15 protein-coding genes are annotated in these 18,605 nt (G+C 69.9%); 11 read left to right on the top strand and 4 right to left on the bottom strand.

Translation table 11 applies throughout. From position 1 onward, the window contains the following. Positions 1-3 precede the first annotated feature (3 nt). The 3 genes from AMYBE_RS0135720 to AMYBE_RS0135730 all read right to left on the bottom strand — a co-directional run bounded on the left by AMYBE_RS0135720 (position 4) and on the right by AMYBE_RS0135730 (position 4,911). The gene (locus AMYBE_RS0135720) at positions 4-1,254 is read right to left on the bottom strand and encodes an exo-beta-N-acetylmuramidase NamZ family protein (RefSeq protein WP_020664194.1); all 1,251 of its coding nucleotides are present in this window, start codon (positions 1,252-1,254) and stop codon (positions 4-6) included. Further along, positions 1,251-3,059 carry a glycoside hydrolase family 3 protein gene (locus tag AMYBE_RS0135725; protein WP_020664195.1) on the bottom strand — a complete coding sequence of 603 codons (1,809 nt, stop codon included), beginning with the start codon at positions 3,057-3,059 and terminating at the stop codon, positions 1,251-1,253. Before AMYBE_RS0135725 ends, AMYBE_RS0135720 begins: the two co-directional genes overlap by 4 nt. 1,030 nt (positions 3,060-4,089) lie before the next feature. Continuing rightward, positions 4,090-4,911 carry an HAD family hydrolase gene (locus AMYBE_RS0135730; protein ID WP_020664196.1) on the bottom strand — a complete coding sequence of 274 codons (822 nt, stop codon included), beginning with the start codon at positions 4,909-4,911 and terminating at the stop codon, positions 4,090-4,092. 655 nt (positions 4,912-5,566) lie between these two features. Here AMYBE_RS0135730 and ssd point away from each other — a divergent pair. From ssd to AMYBE_RS0135765, 8 genes are all read left to right on the top strand, one after another. Continuing rightward, positions 5,567-6,628: a septum site-determining protein Ssd gene (gene ssd, locus AMYBE_RS0135735; protein WP_020664197.1), complete on the top strand. Its 1,062-nt coding sequence runs from the start codon at positions 5,567-5,569 to the stop codon at positions 6,626-6,628. A gap of 1 nt (position 6,629) precedes the next feature. Then, a complete protein-coding gene (locus AMYBE_RS0135740) occupies positions 6,630-7,820 on the top strand; it encodes a TadA family conjugal transfer-associated ATPase (protein ID WP_020664198.1) in 1,191 nt (396 codons plus the stop codon). Continuing rightward, the gene (locus AMYBE_RS0135745; protein WP_020664199.1) at positions 7,817-8,563 is read left to right on the top strand and encodes a type II secretion system F family protein; all 747 of its coding nucleotides are present in this window, start codon (positions 7,817-7,819) and stop codon (positions 8,561-8,563) included. Before AMYBE_RS0135740 ends, AMYBE_RS0135745 begins: the two co-directional genes overlap by 4 nt. Then, complete coding sequence (locus AMYBE_RS0135750) at positions 8,560-9,255, top strand: type II secretion system F family protein (protein ID WP_027928374.1); 696 nt, start codon at positions 8,560-8,562, stop codon at positions 9,253-9,255. Before AMYBE_RS0135745 ends, AMYBE_RS0135750 begins: the two co-directional genes overlap by 4 nt. Positions 9,256-9,285: 30 nt before the next feature. After that, complete coding sequence (locus tag AMYBE_RS44460; RefSeq protein WP_020664201.1) at positions 9,286-9,450, top strand: DUF4244 domain-containing protein; 165 nt, start codon at positions 9,286-9,288, stop codon at positions 9,448-9,450. Beyond that, a complete protein-coding gene (locus tag AMYBE_RS0135760) occupies positions 9,450-9,788 on the top strand; it encodes a TadE family type IV pilus minor pilin (protein ID WP_020664202.1) in 339 nt (112 codons plus the stop codon). Before AMYBE_RS44460 ends, AMYBE_RS0135760 begins: the two co-directional genes overlap by 1 nt. Then, positions 9,785-10,144 carry an Rv3654c family TadE-like protein gene (locus AMYBE_RS44465; protein WP_084470279.1) on the top strand — a complete coding sequence of 120 codons (360 nt, stop codon included), beginning with the start codon at positions 9,785-9,787 and terminating at the stop codon, positions 10,142-10,144. Before AMYBE_RS0135760 ends, AMYBE_RS44465 begins: the two co-directional genes overlap by 4 nt. A gap of 922 nt (positions 10,145-11,066) precedes the next feature. Next, positions 11,067-11,687 (top strand): bifunctional DNA primase/polymerase, encoded by a 621-nt coding sequence (locus tag AMYBE_RS0135765; protein ID WP_020664203.1) that lies wholly within the window; start codon positions 11,067-11,069, stop codon positions 11,685-11,687. Positions 11,688-11,757: 70 nt separating this feature from the next. Here the strand turns inward: AMYBE_RS0135765 and AMYBE_RS0135770 are convergent, their stop codons facing one another. Then, positions 11,758-14,439, bottom strand: coding sequence for a DEAD/DEAH box helicase (locus AMYBE_RS0135770; RefSeq protein WP_020664204.1), 2,682 nt, complete (start codon positions 14,437-14,439; stop codon positions 11,758-11,760). A 276-nt stretch (positions 14,440-14,715) separates the two neighbouring features. On the opposite strand from AMYBE_RS0135770, the gene AMYBE_RS0135775 reads away from it, so the two are divergent. The 3 genes from AMYBE_RS0135775 (at position 14,716) to AMYBE_RS0135785 (ending at position 18,467) form a co-directional block, all read left to right on the top strand. Then, entirely contained in the window at positions 14,716-16,977 is a 2,262-nt protein-coding gene (locus AMYBE_RS0135775; RefSeq protein WP_020664205.1) for a sodium-translocating pyrophosphatase, read from the top strand. Positions 16,978-17,118: 141 nt separating this feature from the next. Next, entirely contained in the window at positions 17,119-17,706 is a 588-nt protein-coding gene (locus AMYBE_RS0135780; protein WP_027928375.1) for a hypothetical protein, read from the top strand. Positions 17,707-17,771: 65 nt separating this feature from the next. Continuing rightward, positions 17,772-18,467 carry a hypothetical protein gene (locus AMYBE_RS0135785; RefSeq protein ID WP_020664207.1) on the top strand — a complete coding sequence of 232 codons (696 nt, stop codon included), beginning with the start codon at positions 17,772-17,774 and terminating at the stop codon, positions 18,465-18,467. Positions 18,468-18,605 lie beyond the last annotated feature (138 nt).

Consider the following 18,605-nt stretch of genomic DNA (forward strand, 5'->3'; position numbering starts at 1 on the left):
TCCTCAGCGATAGATCAGGTGGGGACGGCGGCGGTGCGCGAAATCGGCGAGTTCGGCCCGCCACGCGCCGGTGATCTCGTCGACCCCGGCGCCTGCGTCGACCATGGTGCGCAGCCGCGCGGATCCGGACAGCTTGTCGATCGCCATGTCCGGCCGCCACCCGAATTTGTCCGGCGCTACGCGCTTCGCGGTCACGAACATCGACACGGTGGTGTCGATCGCGTCGAACGCGCGCGGATCGGTGACGCTCACTTCGACGCCACCGCACGGCTGATTGGCGAACTTGCCGAAGGTGGGCACGAAGTAGGTTTCGCGGAACGCTGCTCCCGGAAGGTGAAGCTTCTCCAGCTCTTCGCGCCAACGCCAGTCGAGGCCGGGCGCGCCGACGATCTCGAACGGCCGCGTCGTACCACGTCCTTCGGAGAACACAGTGCCTTCGAACATGCCTGTGCCGGGATACACCAGGGCAGTGTCCGGTGTGGGCATATTCGGGCTGGGCATGACCCAGCGCAGACCGGTATCCGCGAAGAAGGTGTCGCGCCGCCAGCCGCGTACCTGGACGACCTCTAGCTTCTCTAGGCGAACGCCTTCGCCGGGCAGGAACTCTGCCGAGAAGAACCTCGCCAGCTCGCCGACAGTCATGCCGTGCTGCTGCGCGATTGGCTTCAGCCCGACGCCGGACGAGAACTTCGGGTCGAGCACCGGCCCGGACAGCCGTCCGCCGATGGGGTTCGGCCGGTCCAGGACCACAAAGGACGCATTGACCTTCGCTGCGGCGACCATCGCTGTGTACAGCGACCAGATGTAGGTGTAGAAGCGCGCGCCGACGTCTGCGATGTCGAAGACAACAGTGTCCAGGCCGGACTTCTGGAACAGCGAAGCGAGCTTCGCCGCGTTAGCGCCGTACGCGTCGTACACCGGGATGCCGGTGCGCGGGTCGGTGTAGTCGCCTTCAGAGCCACCGGCTTGCGCGCTGCCACGAAAGCCGTGCTCCGGCCCGAAGGCCGCGACGGGTCGTACGCCCGCCGCGACCATCGAGTCGACAATGTGGTTGCCGTTGGCGAGCACGCCGGTCGGGTTCGACAGGACGCCGAACTTGCGCCCGGCGAGCGGCTGCCAGCCCTGCGCCGCGAACTGCTCGGCACCAGTAAGCACCTGCCGGTCCGGCGCGGCTTGCGCCACCGCCGAGCCGCCGGCGAGCACCGGGACGGCGAGCGCCGGAACGGCGAGGAAATTCCTGCGGTTGAGAGTCACCAGGTCAGCCCGTGTCCGAAGGGGTACTTGACGGTGTGCACGTCCGCCCCGGCCGGGATGTCGACCGGCAGCTTGCCGCTCGGCTTCGTCTCACCGAGCACGACCTTGGCCAGCGCCTCCAGCGACGGCGTGCGGTAGCCGTAGGTGGCGAGCCAGGTCGGCACCGGGTTCGCGTAACCGGCGTCGTACGGGATCTGCGCGGCGACCGCGACCACCGGCTTGCCGGTGTCCATCAACGCCTGCAAAAGCTTGCCCTGCAACGGGAAGCCGCCGAGATTGTTGGTGAGCACCACGACCACGTCGTTCTTCTTCGCGGCATCGGCGGCCTGCGCGATCTGCGCGTCGGTCGGCGTCTGCCCGGTGGCCAGCGCGGTGCCCTTGGTGCCGTGCGCGGTGAAACGGTCGGCCAGGTTCTGCGTCGTGGTCGCGCCCCAGCCGGTGACCAGCACCGACGACGGCTTCTGCTTGAGCGGCAGCAGGTTGGCGTCATTGGCGATCGCGGTGATCGACCGGTCCGCGATGCCTTGCGCGGTGGCCAGGTGTTCCGGCGTGCCGACCTTCTTCGAGACCTGCGCCGGGTTGTCGAACGGCGCGTACATGATGCCGCGCTTGATCTTGAGCTTCAGCACCCGCAGCACGCTCTCGTTGATCCGCTGCATCGGCAGGTCGCCGGACTTCACCGCAGCGAGCACGGACTTGACCGCGACGTCCAGATGCACCGGCATCAGCAGCTGGTCCACGCCCGCTTTCAGGGCGAGTACCGGGATTTCGGCGTCGCTGTGCAGCTGCCGGACGCCCTGCATCTCGAGCGAATCGGTGATCACGACGCCGTTGTAGCCGAGCTCGCCGCGCAGCTTCCCGGTGATGATCGGCTTCGACAGGGTGGCCGGTTCGCCGGACGGGTCGAGGCTCGGGAACTGGATGTGCGCGCTCATGATCGAGTCGATGCCCGCCGCGATCGCGGACTTGAACGGCGGCACGTCGATCGCCCGCCACTGCGCCTCGGTGCGCGTGATCTTCGGCAACCCGGTGTGGCTGTCGGTGGCCGCGTCGCCGTGCCCGGGGAAGTGCTTGGCGGTGGCGGACACGGTTTGCGCGGGCGGACCGGACTGCTGGTAGCCCTTGACCTCGGCAGCGACGAAGTTGCTGGCCAGACCGGGCTGGCCGGCGAACGAGCGGACGCCGATGACCGGGTTGGCCGGGTTGGAGTTGACGTCCGCGTCCGGCGCGAAATCCTGGTTGATGCCGACCGCGCGCAGCTCGTGGCCGAGGATCGTCGCGGCCTGAGTGGCGCTGCTGGCGTCCCGCCCGGCGGCGATCGCCATCGAGTTCGGGAATTCGGTGGCCGGCGCGCCCATCCGGGTGACCGTGCCGCCTTCCTGGTCGGTGCCGATCTGCAACGGGATGTGCGCGCCGCTGGCGATCGCGGCGCGCTGCAGGCCGTTGGACAGCTTCGCGACCTGCGTCGGGGTGTCGAAGTTGTCGCGGGAGTCGTTGTTGAAGTAGATGACCCCGCCGAGGTGATACTTCTGTACTGCCTGTGCGGCGGTGTCGACGCCGAAGTCGGTGCGGTTCTTCGGGTTCACCTCGTTCGCCGACTTGCCGTTCACCCAGGTGACGAACAGCTGCCCGACCTTTTCCGGAAGCGTCATGCCGCGCAACGCCCGGTTGGCGGCCGCGTCCACTTGAGCGGCGGAAAGCTGCGCCGGATCGGACGGCTGCTGCGGTTTCGGCGCCGCGGACGCCGAAGCGCTCAACCCCCCGACGGCGAGCACCCCGGCCAGCGGAACGGCGAACACCTGCATCCTCCGCGTGCGCGCGTGTCGGTTCGTCACGAAATTCCTCCCAGTGTCGCGTGCCGCCGCGGAGGGGACACGTGTGGTGAAGCGTCCACCGGGCAGCACCGGTATCCGGGAAGCTACTCACCGCGATGCGGGCTTGTCCATCGGCCGTGCGTTGGAACGGGAGGGTTCGACTGAGCGGATGTCCTCGGCACGGGTTAGCCCGCCGGTGACCTGACGGTTTGTTACTCGGCGGTTCAGTCTGGCGGTGGGCTTGAGTGCGGCTCGGTATCGGTTCAGGGGCCGGTTCGCGAGGCACCCGCACGCGCAAACTTCCTGCGAAATCTCGGTGCACACCGTTTTGCCGCCGTTCCGTCCGTGCTCGGTCGCACGCTTGCGTCCAGCCGCCAAGCTGTCCAGGGAACGTCATCGCCACGCTTCGCGTTTCCGGCTCTTCCCCAGTCGCGGCTGCCCGAGTGTTCGCGGAACCCTGTTAGCCGGCTGGCGGACTCGTCCGTGAAGGGCCCCTTGAGGGAATCTGAGTCCCTCAAGGGGCCTTTCATAGACATCCGCGAGCGATCTCGGGACCCCAGCCAGCTGAGACGCGCACTTAACCCTCGCCCCAACCCGGCCGCCGCCCAACCTGCGCCGGACCCCGGACATAACACTGGCGGCGCCCGTCAGCCAAGGGCCAGCGGGCGCCGCCAGTCAGCGCGAACATCTCGGGCGACCAAGCGTGCAACTCTGGTCGTACCTTCATGGACTCGGCGTCCGGCGTCCCGGTACGCAGTCCCTAGACGACGAGCCTCCCGCGGCGCGCTGCGCGTGGGTACCCGGAGTCCGCGCACGGAGGTTGCCCGGGGTGACAGAGGCTTCTCTTCTACCTCTGCCCTGGCCGAATCAACGTCCGCACCTACTTTCTACGCCGTGAGCCCGGTCACTTCAAGTGCGCGTACGGGTGCACCGTTACAGAGGCTCGATCCGGTGACGAAGCCACCCTCCGCAACGGCTCTTATCTGCGGAAACCGGATTTTCGGTACCGCCGTGCGGGTGCTCAGCCCTCTCTGTCCCGGGACCGGCGGCGCCGGCTGAGGCTGTACCAGGTCGCGCCCGCCGCCACCGCGCCCACGCCGAGCGCGACCATCCCGGCCGACTTCGCCGGGATCCGCGTGCGCAGCGACATCGGCCGTTCGAACGCGAGCACCGGCCAGTCCTTGTCCTCCGCGGTCCGGCGCAGCAGCTTGTCCGGGTTCACCGCGTGCGGGTGGCCGACGACCTCCAGCAACGGGATGTCGGTGCTGGAATCGGTGTAGGCGAAGCAGTCCGCGAGGTCGTACCCGTGCTCGGCGGCCTGTTGTTTGGCGGCGACCGCCTTGTTCTCGCCGTAGCAGTAGAAATCGACCTCGCCGGAGTACCGGCCGTCGACGATTTCCATCCGGGTCGCGACGCACCGGGTCGCGCCGAGCATTGCGGCCACCGGTGCGGCGACCTCCTCGCCGGTCGCGGAGAGGACGACGACGTCGTGCCCGTCTGCGAGGTGTTGTGCGATCAGATCGGTCGCTTCGATGTACACGAGCGGATCGACCACATCGTGCAAGGTTTCGCGGACGATCGCGGAAACCTGCGCTACATCCCAGCCCGCGCAGAGCGCGGACACTTCGGCGCGCATCCGCTCGGTCTTGTCCGCGTCCGCGCCGGCGAGAGAGAAAACCAGCTGCGCGTAAGCGCTTCGCAGCGCCGCGCGCCGGTTGATCAGCCCCTCGCGCAGCAGTGGCTTGCTGAATGCGAGCGCGCTGGACGAGGCGATGATCGTTTTGTCGAGGTCGAAGAAGGCGGCGACGCGCCGGGGTGCTTCTTCGCTGCGGAGTTCGGCCACGTGATCAGGATAAGCGAACCGGCCTTCGTTGTTGGCAGCACACCGGTCGTGGCGACGGCCGGAAAATCGATGACATCATCGCACTTCCGGCCTCGTCTGCCGTTATCGAATCGTATGTGTCACTCACACAGCGAACTCATAGCAACGAGAGTTACAGTGAGCTGACCCGGTCATAGAACCGGGACCGGTTCAGTCCGACCCCCCGGGGCTGAACCCCTGGCGGCCCTCGTCCCTCCCCCCTGGCGAGGGCCGCCTTCTATTCTTCAGTTTTCCTTGTCTGGCAACGGTTCTCGCCTCTTCCGCGTCCTGGTCGCGCACCTGCGCGGTCGCTGCCAGTTCGGTGGTCCGCGACTGGAGTTTGCCGTCCGCTAATAAATAGGTGATTCCTTTACTTGACCGGTTAGGGGACGGTCGGACGTCGCCTTTGCTATTTCGTTGGCCGGTTCTGTGCGGCCTGCCAGCGGCAATCGTTTTCTCGGCTGAATGCGCGGCATTGTCCGGGGTGGACTGACAGTCGGCGGACCGGCGGCCCGGTCGCCGGGCGAGTTGTCCACAACCCCCTGGTTGTCCACAGACCGGCGAGTCCGGCATTGCCGCGCCGACCTGCGGCGGGCGACCGTGGGAGTCCGGCCCGTCAGACCCAGGGGAGGGGACCATGGCCACCGCACAACCGCTCGTCGTCGCAGACGAAGGCACGGTGTTCGAAGAGATCCGCCGCGTCGCCGCTGTCGTCGGCTGCGAGTTCGACCACGCGACCGACCTCGCGACCGCGCGCGGACGCTGGACCCGTGCCCCGCTGGTGGTGGTGGACGAGGACGCGGCCATCGCCGATCGGCCGGCGTTGCCGACCCGCGAAAGCGTCGTGCTCGTCTGCAAGGGCGCCCCGGGCTTGGAAACCTGGCGGCGCGCCGCCGCGCTGGGCGCTCGCCGGGTGCTCAGCCTGCCTGACGACGAAGCCGACCTGACTGGCGCGTTCGCCGACGTCACCGAGGCTCCCGCTGAACATCCCGGCCCGGTCATCGCGTTCATCGGCGGCCGAGGAGGGGCCGGCGCGTCGGTGCTGGCCGCCGCCGTCGCGGTAGAAGCGGACCGCAGCACCCCGGCTCTCTTGGTGGACTGCGATCCATTGGGCGGCGGACTGGACTTGCCATTGGGCTTGGAACACGCAGAGGGCCTGCGATGGCCCGAAGTTCGCCTGTCCGGACGCGTCTCCGTTCCGTCCTTGATCGCGTCCCTGCCGACCCGAGGCACCCTTCCCGTGCTGTCCTGCGGCCGAGACGGCGAGGGCCCGACCCCCCGCGCGTTGTCCGCGGTGGTGACCGCCGGCCGCCGGGCTGGCCGCACCGTGGTGTGCGACCTGGCCCGGCAAGCGATGGAGACCACCGCCGCGGTAGCCGCGCTGGCCGACTTGATCGTCCTGGTGGTCCCGGTCGAATTCCGTGCCTGCATGGCAGCGCAACAAGTGCTGTCTCACCTTCGCCCGCACGCCACCCGCTTCGCGATTGTCGCAAGTGGACATCCGGTGGACGGCGTCTCGCCCGCGCGTACTGCGGCCCTGCTCGGCCCGCCGATGGTTGCCGAACTGCGCCCAGAACGCCGCGTCGCCGCCACCCTGGAATCCGGTGAGTTCGCCTTGCCGCCCAAGGGCCCGCTGGCCGCCGCCGCGCGCGCCGTCCTGGCCGAGTTGCGCGCTCCGTTCGTCGCCCAGGCCGCCTGACATGACCACCGAATTCGTGGAGCGAGTCCGCCACCGCTTGGCCGGCGACAGCCGTAACGCCGACGCGATCGCCGTAGCCGAAGCAGTACGCGCCGAAGCGGGAGGTGCGCTGAGCCACGACGCAGTGCTCGCGGCAGTCCGTCAGGCTCGCGACGAGTTCCTCGGCGCCGGACCGCTGGCCCCGTTGCTGGACGACGACACCACCACCGATGTCCTGGTCACGGCACCCGACGAGGTGTGGACGGACGGCCCGGCCGGCCTGATCCGCACCTCGATCCGGTTCGCCGACGAAGCCGCTGTCCGCCGCCTGGCTCAGCGCCTCGCGCTGGCAGCCGGCCGTCGTCTGGATGATGCACAACCGTATGTGGACGGTTGGCTCCCCGTCCGCCAAGGCCGTGTCCGCGTCCACGCGGTTCTGCCACCCATCGCAGCGAACGGCACCTGCCTTTCACTGCGTGTCCTTCGCCCCGCCGCGTACGACCTGGCCGCCCTCCAGGACGCTGGCACGTTCGACCAAGCCAGTGCGGCGGTCCTGCGCACAATCATCAAGCACCGGTTGAGCTTCCTGGTCACCGGCGGCACTGGCGCGGGCAAAACCACGCTCCTCAGCGCACTGCTCGGTGCGGTCGCCCCGACCGAACGCATCATCTGTGTGGAAGATGCCGGAGAACTGCGTCCGACTCACCCGCAGTTCGTAAGCCTGGTAGCTCGGCCCGCGAACGTCGAAGGTGCTGGCTCCGTCGAACTCCCGGAACTGGTTCGCCAAGCCTTGCGAATGCGGCCAGACCGACTGGTAGTCGGAGAAGTCCGCGGTGCGGAAGTGTGCTCCCTGCTCACCGCGCTGAACACCGGCCACGACGGCGGTGCCTGCACGCTGCACGCGAATTCCCCAGCGGAAGCCCCCGCAAGGCTGGAAGCCCTGGCCGCACTGGGCGGCCTCCCACGAGACGCCCTGCACAGTCAGCTGGCCGCGGCCGTCCGGGTAATCCTCCACCTGCGTCGGACGGACACCGGCCGCCGCCTGGCCGAGATCGCGATACTCCAGCGCTACCACGGAGAAGTGCGCACCCAAACCGTCTGGCGCGACGGCGGCTGGACACGTCACCGCGCGCTTTTCACCGCCCTGACCGACGCCGGAAACCAGACCGGTCCTTCGCGCGACGTGCTCTCCGCACGTCCGGTGACCAGATGATCTCCGCCTGGCCGTTCCTCTGCGCCGGATCGGGAATGCTCTGCTGGCCGACCACTCCCAGCCGGCTCGTCCCGGTCCGGAGAGTCCGTTTACCGGCCCTGCCACGGCAAGCGCTGTGGTTGCTCCCCGCTGCTGCCGTCCTGCCGCTAGCCGGAATCGGTGCCGCGATCGCGACCGTGCTGCTCACTTTCACGGCCCGCCAGGAATGGCGCAGCAGAAAGGAAACCGTCAAATCCCTGACTCGTGCAGAACGCACGGCGACCGTCCTGCGCACCATGACCGCCGAACTCCGAGCTGGCGCGCACCTCATCACCGCAGCCGAAGCCGCCGCCGACGCGGTCCCGGAACTGTCCGGAGAACTCCACAACCTGGCCACCGCCGCACGCTTAGACGGATCCCTCGAATCCACTGACCTTTCTGCGCTGGCACAAGCCTGGAACCTGACCCGGCGGCACGGCCTGCCCATCGCCGACGCGCTGGATGCCGCCCGCCGCGCGGTAGACGCGGAAGCTGCTTTTGCCCGTCGACTCCACGCCAAGATGGCTGGCCCGCGAATGAGCGCGACGGTCCTGACCGTACTGCCGGTCGGGTGCTTGGCCATGGGCCAGCTCATCGGTGCCAACCCGCTGGCCGTCCTGACCGAAACCGTGCTTGGACAAGCCTTTCTGATCGCCGGCGCAACTCTGCTCTGGGCCGGGACCGCCTGGTCCCGCTCCCTCACCAACCGCAAGGCGGCCCCATGACCGCACTGGCCCTGGTTCTGTCCGGAGCCGCACTCGTGCTCTGGCCCGGAACCTCAGTACCCCGACGTCTGCCGCAACCCCCATGCCCACGCCGCACTATTCGCCCGCAGATCTGGCACGCCGCCGCGGCCATCGCGACTGCGGTCTCGATCGCGATCGTCGCTGGAATCCCCGCCGGTCTCGCCGCCGGTGGCATCGGCTGGTGGCTTCTGCGCCGGTCTCGCCGCCCCGGAACGGCAGACGACTCAGCGCACCGGCTCAGCTCCGCGTCGGTCCTGGATCTCCTGGCGGCCTGCCTCCGCGCCGGAATGCCGATACCGATCGCCTTGGAAACCGTCTCTGCCGGCGCGCCCCCGGAAACTGGGAATGCCCTGTGCGCCACCGCAAACCTTCTCGCGCTCGGTGCCGAACCGGCACCTGCCTGGGCTCCGGTCCGCGCCCAGCCGGGATTCGCCGAACTGGCTGTAGCGGCCACCCGCACCGTGCGGTCCGGGGCAGCGCTCGCCTCGACCGCGGATGATCTGGCCCGCCGCCTGCGCGACGGACTGGGCGTCGAAGCCGAAGAACGAGCCGAACGAGCCGGCGTCGCTCTGGCACTGCCGGTGGGTTTGTGTTTCCTGCCCGCGTTCTTCGCCCTCGGCGTGCTGCCGGTAGTGCTCGGCCTTGCCGGGCGGATCGGTGGCCTGCTGTGACCCCATCAACCACAGAAAGGAAGCCAGCTCATGCGGTTCCTGCCCGGAGACGACGGCACCACCACCGTCGAATACGCGATCGGCACAGTGGCCGCGGCGGCGTTCGCCGTGGCGCTCTACGTCCTGCTCAGCGGAGACTCCGTCTCCGAGACCTTGGCCGGGCTCGTTCAACGAGCCCTGACAGCGGCCACCTGATGGCTGGCCGTCGCCGGGACAGCGGCTTCGTCACCGTGGAAGCCGCAGTTTCGCTAGGTGCGTTGACAGCGGTACTGGCTGTGCTGCTGGCCGGAACAAGCGCGATCGCCGGGCACCTCCGTTGCCTGGACGCAGCCCGCGAAGCCGCCCGCCTGACGGCGGCTGGACAACCAGGTGCCGCCGCCGCAGTGATCGAAACGATCGCTCCGCAAGGCGCTCGCCTGACCGTCCATCGCACCGGCGACGGCCTCACCGCCGAAGTGACCACCACAGCGTTGTCGGCGCTGCACCTCAGTGCGACCGCCTACGCCATCGCCGAACCAGGTACCGCCCCATGACCCGCGAATCGAACGACGCTGGCGTTGCCACTGTGTGGACAGCCTTGGCCGCAGCAGCGTTGATCGCCTTAACGGTCCTGGTGTGGTGGCTGGCAGCGGCAATTACTGCCCGCCACGGCACCGAAGCCGCGGCTGACCTAGGCGCACTGGCCGCGGCGGCCCACGCAGCGGACGGACCCACCACCGCCTGCGCCCGAGCCGAGGAGGTCGCTGACCACGAACGTGCGGTAATGATCAGCTGCCGCTGGCACAACCGCGATGCTTATGTGGAAGTCCGCGCCGCCACCGCGCCGATACCCGGACTGCCCGCCCCGACCGCGAAGGCTCGCGCCGGCCCGGCAGAAGCTCCGCCGTAGCGCGCCAAGTGCCTCGTGACCTGCGTGCCTGCGGGCCTGCCCGGCCCGTTCCCGCCGGGCTGGATCGAGCCTGACTGTGCTCGCGCCGGGATGCGGCCGGATTCCGGCCGGCGGCATTCTCGCTGGACTCGTGCCCGGCGACGGGTTTGGCCTGGTCGCGACCGCGCCGAGAGGTGGATCGGGGCTGGCCAAGCAGCGACCGTGCTTGCAGGCGGACGGGGGCTGGCCTGGTCGAGACCGTGCCGGGAGACGGATCGGGTCTGGCCCGGCAGCGACCGCTGCGGCCAGGTCGGCTCCGTTGCCGTTCCGGCCTGAGCTGACAGCGCCCACCGCCCGAGCCGACAGCCCGGCAGCTCGGGCGGCCGAGCCAGCCTGCGCTGCCGGACCGGGCCAGCGGGGCGGCTCCCACCCCTCCGCCCGCCTCGACCGAAAGGACTTGCAACCTGCCGCCCGGCCTCGTCGGCCAACCCGTCCGGGCCTGCCGGACACCGGTCCGGAACCGCTCATCGGCGTCCGAACGGCACGGTGCCGGGTGCCCGGAACCACCTGCCGACCGTCCGCGTCGACTGGCTCCGATAAGTGGCCAAGGACCGCGAGCAGCGGTCGGTGGCGCGCGTCGAGCGGTCGAAACACCAGGTCAGCGGCGTGTTCAACGGGATACGTCAGCACGCGTGCGAACGGGCGGAAAAGTGTCGAAGCCCGTGGTGGGGCCGTTTTGACGGGGTGAACGGCGGGGTCAGCGGCCGGTGATCGGCAGCCGGTTATCGGCCGGGCGGTGTGCTACCGGGCGTTCATCGCGCGGTAACGGCCGGTTGCCGCGCGGGCCTTCCCCGCAATGTGCAAGTTGCCGTTTAGTGAGACGTGCGCCACCACGGCCCCGACCCGGACGGCGCGAGACACGGACCTCGAAGGCAGGAAAGCAATGTTGGACGCGAATTGGCCGGACAGCTGGCGGAACGCCTTCCGCATCGAACTGCGTGCGGAGGCGATCGGCCTCGCCTGGCGCGGCTGGCCGGTGCTTCCGGGGGCGACCCCGGAGCAGATCACCGCGGAGGGGGACGACCTCACCTGGCGCCGCCCGGTGCCGGTGCGCGACGACTGGCGTGAGCTGGTCGGGTCGCACGCTCACCAGGTCGCCGGTTGGTTCACCGACCGGACGCACAGCCTGCTCGTGGCCACCGGCACCGTGCTCGACGCGGTCGAGGTCGACCAGGAACTGGGCAAGCGCGCGGCGCGGCTGCTGCGTGCGGTCGGGCACCCGGCGCCCATCGTCGCGATGCCGAACGGGCGCTGGTTGTTCCTCACTCAGGTTGCCAAGGCGATGCCGGCCGAGCTCGACGAGCGGGTTTCGGTGCAGTGGCATGGTGCGGGCAGCTACATCCCGCTGCCGCCGTCGCCGTTCCAGCACGGTGTCGTGCACTGGCGGGTGAAGCCGGAGGTGTGCGGCTGGCAGCTGCCGGACGCCGCCGAGGTCCAGGACGTGCTGGTGCGAGCCCTCGCCGCCGAGCACGCTGCGTCGCTGGTCGAGACCGCCGCCGCCTGATTCGGCGCGGCCAAGCGCTGCCGGAACGGTTCTATCCCGGGCGGCAGCACGCGAGACTCGAACAACAATTTCACGAACCACCGTGGCCGCACTGTTCCCCGTGCCGACGCAACGCCCCGAGCACGGCATCCAGTACGGTCACCGCCCCCGCCTTGTCCAGCGGATCGTTGCCGTTCCCGCACTTCGGCGACTGGACGCAGGACGGGCAGCCCGTCGGGCACTCGCAGGAGACGATCGCCTCCCGCGTAGCGGCCAGCCACGGGACGATAGCGGCATAACCGCGGTCGGCAAACCCCGCACCCCCGGGATGCCCATCGTGCACGAACACCGTCGCCTCCCCGGTGTCCTCGTGCCACGCGGTAGACACCCCGCCGATGTCCCAGCGGTCGCACGTAGCGAACAGCGGTAGCAGGCCGATCGCCGCGTGCTCGGCGGCATGCAGGGCACCGGGGACGCGTGCCGGGATCAACCCGGCACCCCCCGGTGTCCTGCAGGCGCCCCCGGTCCCCACCGACGCCACTTCCGACCCTGCGACCACCCCGCCCTCCGCTCCGGCCCCGGACCCCCGCCCGTGCGCCGGACTTCCCGAGACTTCGCCGGTTACCCCGACAACCGACGAGGTGCCCCCGGTCCCCACCGGTTTTCTCGACGCCCGGCCCAGAGCGGGCCCGGCCGTGACCTCGCTGCCTTCCGCGGCCGACGGGAATTCGCTCGTCGCGGCTGGCACATCGGCGGCCGTTGTCTCGGCAGCGGCGGAATCCGATTCGCCAGCGGCCGCGGTCTCGCCAGCGGTTGCCGCTGAGCCAAGCGCGCCAACCGGAGACTCCAGCAGTTCCGCGGAGACCGTGTACCAGACCGCTCTCGTGTGCAGACTCTGCTTCGGCAGGTCCAGCGGCGTGTGGTCCAGCACCTCACCTGACGGCCGCCGTCGCAGATAACCTACGACCTGCGACGTCACCGCGACCTCGCCCAGACACACCGTCACCTCGCCGTGCCGGCAGTGCGATTCCGTGGAGAGCACCGAAATGTCCACGATCTCCCGGGGCGAAGTCGTCCAGTCCGGGTCCTCCGCGTGCACCAGGGCCAGACCTGTCTCCAACTCCAGCTCGTCCACCACATACGACGAGCCCTGATGCAGATACACCGCCCCCGGATGGACGGCGTAGCACGCCGAACCCGGGTCCACCGTGCCCAGCATCCGGCCGGAATCCGCTTCCACCACGGCGATCTGGTCGCCGCCTGAGCCGCGGATGCCGACTTCGGCGTGCGGGCGGTCGCGGGACGTCCAGTACCAGCCGCTCGAACGGCGGCGCAGCAGCTTCTCCTCGGCGAGGTCCGAGAGCACGGCCCGGGCCGCTTCGCCGCCGAAGCCATCCAGTTCCGGTTCGGTGAGCGGTAGTTCGGCGACCGCGCAGGCCAGCTGCGGGCCCAGCACGTACGGGTTCGCCGGATCCAGCACGGCTGTCTCCACCGGGCGTTCCAGCAGCGCGGCGGGGTGGTACACGAGATAGGTGTCCAGCGGATCGTCGCGCGCGACGAAAACCACCAGCGCCTCGTCGCCGGAGCGCCCGGCACGGCCGGACTGCTGCCAGAACGACGCGAGAGTTCCCGGATAACCGGCCAGCACCACCGCGTCCAGGCCGGCGATGTCGACGCCCAGCTCCAGTGCGTTCGTGGTCGCCACGGCGAGCAGCCGGCCGGAAAGCAACGCCTGTTCCAGCGCTCGACGTTCTTCCGGCAGGTAACCGGAACGGTAGGCGGCCACGGTGTCCGCCAGTCGTGGGTCCACTTCGGACAGTAAGCGGCGAGCGCCGAGCGCGGTCAGCTCGGCACCGCGCCGCGATCGGACGAACGCCAGCGACCGGGCTCCTTCGATCACCAGCTCGGCGAGGATCCGGGCGGTCTCCGCCCCGGCCGGCCTGCGCACCGGGGCGCCGTTCTCTCCGGTGAGTTCGTCCAGCAGCGGCGGCTCCCACAGCGCGACCGTGCGCGCCCCGCGCGGTGAAGCGTCCTCGGTGACCGCAGAGCACGGCACACCGGTGAGCCGGGAGGCGAACGAAGCGGGCTCGGCGGTGGTCGCCGATGCCAGCACGAAGACCGGGGACGCGCCGTAATGCTCCGCCACTCGGCGCAACCGGCGTAACAACAGGGCAACGTGCGACCCGAAGACGCCTCGGTAACTGTGGCATTCGTCGACCACGACGTAGCGCAACCGGCGGAAGAACTGCGCCCATCGGGCGTGCGCCGAAAGAATGCCGCGGTGCAGCATGTCGGGATTGCTGAACACCCAGTTCGCGTGCGCTCGCACCCAGTCGCGCTCTGTCATCGGGGTATCGCCGTCGAAGGCGGCCGCACGGACGCCCGGCACGTCCAAAGAGGACACCGAGCGCAGCTGGTCCGCGCCGAGCGCTTTGGTCGGCGACAGGTACAGCGCGCTCGCCTTCGCATCGCAGGTCAAGGCGGTCAGCACCGGCAGCTGATACGCCAGCGACTTCCCGGACGCAGTGCCCGTCGACACCACGACGTGCGTGCCCGCCTGCGCCAGCGAAGCCGCGCTGACCTGGTGCTGCCACGGTTTCTCGACCCCGGCGGCCCGCAACGCGGCGACTACCGCGGAGGGCGCCCACTCCGGCCAGGGCGCGTGACCGGCCGCGCGCGCCGGCAGCCGCTCGACGTGCGTCACCGGGTTCTGGGTCGCCGGAATCCCTGCCGTGACCCGGTCCAGCAGCCTTCGTCCGCGCTCTCCCGCCACGGGGCGAAGCTTCGCACAGGGCACCGACAAAACCGGCCTCAGATCGATCCAGTGACCAATCACACAAGGTCACCGACCGTATCGTCATCAGGACTCGTTGCGGGCGGGTGGATCACTACCAATAGACTCCCGCAATCCACACCCACTGTGGCGAGCGTCATGTGAGACGTGCATTGCCTGCACGGCTAGCGTGTCCTTCGGCACAGATCCACGCCAGTGCAGGCGCGCCGGGTACGACGGGCCCGCGCTGGCCAAACGGCGTTCCCAGGAGGACGAATGTCCCGGCAGTTCCTCGCGGAGGGCGGCCTCACGCTCTCCGGGGGTGGCTACACCATCGTCGGTGTGGTCGCCGTGGTCGCCCTTGCCGCATTGGCCATCGGGTACGTCCTGCTCAAGGAGGTGCTGGCCGCGGGCCAGGGCACCGCCAAGATGCAGGACATCGCGAAGGCTGTGCAGGAAGGTGCGGCTGCTTACCTGAAGCGGCAGCGCAACACCCTCGCCATCTTCGGCGCGATCGTGTTCCTGCTCCTGTTCGCGCTCCCCGCGGACGACTGGAACGAGCGGATCGGCCGGTCGATCTTCTTCCTCGTCGGGGCAGCGTTCTCGTTCACCATCGGCTACCTCGGCATGTGGCTGGCCACGCAGGCGAACCTGCGCGTGGCGGCCGCGTCGCGGGAAGAAGGCGGCCGCGAGACGGCGATGCGCGTAGCGTTCCGCACCGGCGGCGTGGTCGGCATGATCACCGTCGGCCTCGGTCTCTTCGGCGCGGCGGTGGTCGTGCTCGTCTACACCGGCCAGGCACCGAAGGTGTTGGAGGGCTTCGGTTTCGGCGCCGCGTTGATCGCGATGTTCATGCGGGTCGGCGGTGGCATCTTCACCAAGGCCGCGGACGTCGGCGCGGACCTGGTCGGCAAGGTCGAGCAGGGCATCCCGGAGGACGACCCGCGCAACGCGGCCACCATCGCCGACAACGTCGGCGACAACGTGGGCGACTGTGCCGGCATGGCCGCGGACCTCTTCGAGTCCTACGCGGTGATGCTGGTGGCCGCGCTCATCCTGGGCAGTTCCGCGTTCGGCTCGTCCGGCCTGATCTTCCCGCTGATCGTGCCGGCCATCGGGGTGATCACCGCGGTGATCGGCGTCTACATCACGAAGGCGCGGGCCGGCGAAGGCGGCCTGGTCACGATCAACCGCTCGTTCTACATCTCCGCGGTGATTTCCGCGGTGCTGTCGGCGATCGCCGCGTTCGTGTACCTGCCGAGCAGCTTCTCCGACTTCGGCCCGAGCTTCGCGGGCAACAGCGGCAACCCGGCGGTCATCGCGACCGTAGCGGTGATCATCGGCATCGTGCTGGCCGCGCTGATCCTGCGGATCACCGGCTACTACACCGGCACCGAGCACAAGCCGGTGCAGGACGTCGGCAAGACGTCGGAAACCGGTGCGGCGACGGTGATCCTGTCGGGTATCTCGGTCGGCTTCGAGTCGGCGGTGTACACCGCTCTGGTGATCGCCGCGGCCGTGTTCGGCGCCTACCTGCTCGGCGGCGGCGTCGCGCTGTTCGCGGTGGCGCTGGCCGGAACCGGCCTGCTGACCACCGTCGGCGTCATCGTCGCGATGGACACCTTCGGCCCGGTTTCGGACAACGCGCAGGGCATCGCCGAGATGTCCGGCGACGTCGACGAGAAGGCCGCGCAGATCCTCACCGAGCTGGACGCGGTCGGCAACACCACCAAGGCCATCACCAAGGGCATCGCGATCGCCACTGCCGTGCTGGCGGCGACCGCGCTGTTCGGGTCCTACTCGGACGCGATCGCGAAGGCGGTCGGCACCACCGGTTCGTTCGTGGCGAACATCGTCAGCCCGGCGACCCTGGTCGGCGTGCTCATCGGCGCGGCAGTGGTGTTCCTCTTCTCCGGCTTGGCGGTCAACGCGGTTTCGCGTGCCGCCGGCGCGGTGGTGTACGAGGTGCGCCGCCAGTTCCGCGACATTCCCGGGATCATGGAGGGCACCACGCGGCCCGAGTACGGCAAGGTCGTCGACATCGTCACCCGCGACTCGCTGCGGGAACTGGCGACGCCGGGTCTGCTCGCGGTGTTCGCACCGATCGCGGTCGGCTTCGGCCTCGGCACCGGCGCGCTCGCCGGCTACCTGGCCGGCGCGATCGCGACCGGCACCCTGATGGCGATCTTCCTCGCCAACTCCGGTGGCGCCTGGGACAACGCCAAGAAGCTCGTCGAGGACGGCAACCACGGCGGCAAGGGTTCGGACGCGCACGAGGCGACGATCATCGGCGACACCGTCGGCGACCCGTTCAAGGACACCGCCGGTCCGGCGATCAACCCGCTGATCAAGGTGATGAACCTGGTCTCGGTGCTGATCGCGCCCGCGGTGGTGTCGCTGACGCTCGGCGGCGGCGCGGACACCACGTGGCGGATCGTGATCGCCGTCGTGGCGGTCGCGGTGATCGTCGCGGCGATCGTCACGTCGAAGCGGCGCGGCAGCGTCATGTCGGAAGCCCCGGCCGGGGCCAAAGCCTGACCATTGCTCCATTCGGGCCCGGCACGCATCCCGCGTGCCGGGCCCGTTCGCGTCCGGAAGGCGGGGCGAGTTGCGGACCACCGGTGGGTCGGTACGGTGCGGTGCGGGGACCCGGACGTCGGCGAAGAGGAGGTGTGGCCGGTGCGGCCGCGGTGGACCGGATTAGCCGCGCTGGCACTAGGAATCGGGATCGGCCTGGCCGGCTGCGGACAACCGCCGCCGAGCGCCGCGCAAGTTCGCCCCGGCGGACGAGCGGACACGGCGGTCCCGTCCGATCCCGCCGCGAGATGGGCCGACGGGTACTGCGGCGCGGTCACGCACTTGGTGCGCGCGCTGGCGACTCTGCCGGTGATCGACCCGAGTTCGCCCGCGCAGGCCGCTCGCACGTCGAGCCGGCTCTTGGCGTCCGCGTCCGACGGCATCCGCCAGACGGTCGGGAAGCTCGAGCAAGTCGGCCCCGCGCCGGTGTCCGGCGGGGAACCGGCGCGCACTGCGTTGCTCGGCCAGTTCACGTCCGCGCGCCAGCAGGCGGACCAGGTGCGCGGCAGGCTCGACGCGGCAGCGACTTCCGGTGCCACGAAAGCCGCGCTGAGCGACGCGCAGGCCGTAATCGACCAGCTTTCCCGGCTCGATGTCCTCCAGGGCCTGAACGCGACGCCTGCGCTCGCCGCGGCGGGCAAACGCGCGCCGGACTGCCAGCTGTTGGTGGTCCCGCCGGCGCCACGCTGAGTGGCCGGGAAAAACCTCGGCGTGACGCTCGCCTTCAATCGAACTTGTGTTCTATCATCGGCTGCGTGGATCGGACGATCTCGCTGTTCTCGGCGGAGGCGACCGGCCCGGGACTGCCCGACCTGGCCGGGCTGTTGTGCTGCCAAGGGCAGATCACCGGGTTCGGCCGGACCGCGGCGCGGCTGTCGGTGCTGGTCGAGGAGTCGTGGCGGGCCCGGGTGCTGGCGCGCGAGTGCCGGAGCCGGGGCGCGGACGCGCAGGTCGGCGTGGCCGAATGCGGCAGCCCGCAGGTGCGCACGTCGTTCCGGGTGGACTTGCTGGGGCTCGCCGACCGCTGGCTGCGGCCCGGGCACACCGGTCCGGCCGAGGACGATTCCGGCAAGGCGGTGCCGGGCGGCTTCCGGCTGAGCGGCGCGATGCTGCGGATGTGGGCGCTGGCGGCCGGCCGGCCGGAGCCCGGCGGCTACCTGCTGGGCGTCGATCCGCTGGCACCCGAGATGCACGAGGAGCTGCTGGCGGTGCTGGCCCCGCTGGGTGTGCAGGCGCGGCTGCTGGGGCCGCGGGCGGAGCAGCCGGCGGTGCGGATCAGCGGGCGGCGGAGGCTGGCCGGGCTGCTGGAGCTGATCGGCGAGCCGCCGGCCGGGGCGGAAGCGGCGTGGCCGGAGCTGCCGCCGGTCGGCGAGCGACGCGAACGGGCCCCGGGCGAGCCGCGTCGCGGCGAACCGGCCGGGAGCCAGTATTTACTGGAGGCGGTCGGTTAGTGACCGGTAATAAGGCCCCGTGCCAGGAACTTAAGACGGCGCTCAAGGTGTGGTTTCGCCGCGCCTGCCCAGGTTGAAGGCATCGCAGGGTCGGGACGGCTCAGGGCGGGGCCATGCGGGCAGTGGGACGTGGGGGCC

It is taken from the genome of Amycolatopsis benzoatilytica AK 16/65, assembly GCF_000383915.1.
Lineage (GTDB): Bacteria > Actinomycetota > Actinomycetes > Mycobacteriales > Pseudonocardiaceae > Amycolatopsis > Amycolatopsis benzoatilytica.